Source organism: Tenacibaculum halocynthiae (genome assembly GCF_964512825.1).
Lineage (GTDB): Bacteria > Bacteroidota > Bacteroidia > Flavobacteriales > Flavobacteriaceae > Polaribacter > Polaribacter halocynthiae.
In genome coordinates this window covers 1-2,187 of sequence record NZ_CAZELG010000013.1, presented here as the reverse complement: position 1 = coordinate 2,187, position 2,187 = coordinate 1, and the positions used below count along the sequence as shown (strand labels likewise).

The following is a 2,187-nucleotide window of genomic DNA, read 5'->3' as shown; positions in this document are numbered from 1 at the left end:
AGTAATAAAAAGACAGCAACCTTATGTTAATACTCATAATTTTGCTGCCTAAAATTTATTGCTTTTTATTTGTTTTTATCCATAGAATGCGGGAGCCTTACTCTGACATTCTAGCGCCAGCAGGAGCAGATGCTTTTGAGGTTTCTATTGACTATTTAGTTGGAGTAGGTTTAAATGCAAGCTTTGATAAAAAAATGTTACAACGTTTAGAAGATGTTGAAAATTTACCAGAAGAAGAACGTGAGCGTATATTTCATTTTATAGACTTAATTATCAGAGACACCAAAGCTAAAAAAGCTTACTCTTAAAAAAACAAAAAACCACGCTATAAAATCTTATAACATGGCTTTATCTTTATTGTATTTCTTACTCATACCCGCTACTAGTTATAAAAACTAGCAGTAGCATCACTCGGACATACTAGGACGAGCAGGGGTTAATGCTTCTTTTGACAAAAAAACTGTACAAAGATTACAAGACATTCAAAACTTAGATAACGACACACAAATTATGTTGTTTAAGCTAATTGATACGGTTATAAGAGATACCAAAGCCAAAAAAGCTTACTCCTAAAAACAACAAAACCACAACATCTCTGCTGTGGCTTTATCTTTATTATTTTAAAATTTAATCTCTATTTGCTTACTCATAACCGCTACTAGTTATAAAAACTAGCAGTAGCATCACTCTGACGTACTAGCACCATCAGGAGTAAAACTTAAATCTATTGCATAAAAAAACCACAACTTTCGCTGTGGTTCGTTTTATAATTATTAAATAAAAATTAATCTTCTACACCATCTTTACAATCTTCTTCTTCAACTAGCTTACCTTCTTTGGAATAATGATACCACATACCAACTCGTATACCATTTTTAAAATGTCCTTTCTTCATTAATTCTCCATTACTATAATACCATGTCCATAAGTCTTCTTGTAAATCATTTTTTAATTTACCTTTCATTAAAAGTTGCCCTCCCTCATAAAAACCATTATAAATCAATGTAGGTTTATCATCTTTAAAATATGAAATTGAACTTACAGCTCCATTGGAATGAAAACTAACGCTCATACCGTTATTTTTACCTGATTTAGTATATGATATTTCTTCTAACTCACCATCTTTATCATAAGTAATTTTCTCTTGTAACCCTTCTTGTTTACAAGAAATAAAAAAACAGAGTGTCAATATTAATAGTGAACTATTCGTTATCTTTTTTATTTTTCTCATACATTTTTCTGTATTTATTGGTCTTTTCTTTTTTATCTAATTCTTTAATCATTTGGAAAAATAATTTAATATCTCCTTTTGATAACTTTATATGGTCTCTATCAGCCTTTTTTTCATCTCCTAAAGATGTAATATCTGTGATGTAATCTAAAACACTTTTATATTTCCCACTTTTAGCTTTATCTCTAATTTTATCAATATCCTTTGTATTTGGATCTACGTGTACAAAAGATTCGTGTCCAATTATAACCGCATATTCATCAGCTTTCATAGTATCTGAATCTTCTAAATTGACATTTAAATAATAATTTCCAGACCAATTTTTTAAACTTCTTGAGCTATAAATTCTATTTAAACTTTTATCGCTTCCGTTTTTATTCTTTAAAAAAGTTTCCGTATTCCCTTTTCTAACCTTTCCTAACTGATAGGTTAAAGTTTCGTTTGCATATTTACCAGATTCTTTAACTGTTATGTTTGTTCCCGGAATTTTATCTCCTGCCTTAACAAACTGTCTTAAAAAAGCTTCTCCAGCTTTAGTAGAAGCAAATTTTTGATACCCTTTTAAACTTTCTCCTGTTATTCTTAAGATAACATCATTTCCGTCTGGGTCAGAATATATTACTGGATTATTCAGTGTATAAACATAAGGTGATATTGGATGAAATTTTTCTGATAAATTATCAATATTCATCCATCTCCCTAAAGCAACATCATAATTTCTCGCCCCAAAGTCATGCCAATTTAAGTTATTTCCTCCAACATTATCATCTTGATATTCTTTTCCGTTGTAACCCCACTTCTGTGCAGTAGGATTTCCAATACCATGATTAATTACCGTATTATACCCTTTGTGTTTCAGTCCAAAAGGTTACAAGCTTACGCGATTTTTTTCAGCACGGTTGCCTTATCTCCACCAACTTCTCCAACAATTTTTTTATTAAGAACGTCCTACTTCA

The 2,187-nt window shown here is 30.5% G+C and carries 3 protein-coding genes; 1 reads left to right on the top strand and 2 read right to left on the bottom strand.

Annotated features, from left to right (window positions below):
• Positions 1-86 precede the first annotated feature (86 nt).
• A complete protein-coding gene (locus ACKTTQ_RS05230) occupies positions 87-308 on the top strand; it encodes a hypothetical protein (RefSeq protein ID WP_408048588.1) in 222 nt (73 codons plus the stop codon).
• 476 nt (positions 309-784) lie between these two features.
• On the opposite strand, the gene ACKTTQ_RS05225 is transcribed toward ACKTTQ_RS05230, so the two are convergent.
• Together ACKTTQ_RS05225 and ACKTTQ_RS05220 are read right to left on the bottom strand one after the other, a co-directional pair.
• The gene (locus tag ACKTTQ_RS05225) at positions 785-1,231 is read right to left on the bottom strand and encodes a toxin-antitoxin system YwqK family antitoxin (RefSeq protein ID WP_408048587.1); all 447 of its coding nucleotides are present in this window, start codon (positions 1,229-1,231) and stop codon (positions 785-787) included.
• Positions 1,203-2,051, bottom strand: a complete 849-nt coding sequence (locus ACKTTQ_RS05220) for an RHS repeat domain-containing protein (protein ID WP_408048589.1) — start codon at positions 2,049-2,051, stop codon at positions 1,203-1,205. The genes ACKTTQ_RS05225 and ACKTTQ_RS05220 overlap by 29 nt, the downstream gene beginning before the upstream one ends.
• Between the last annotated feature and the right edge of the window lie 136 nt (positions 2,052-2,187).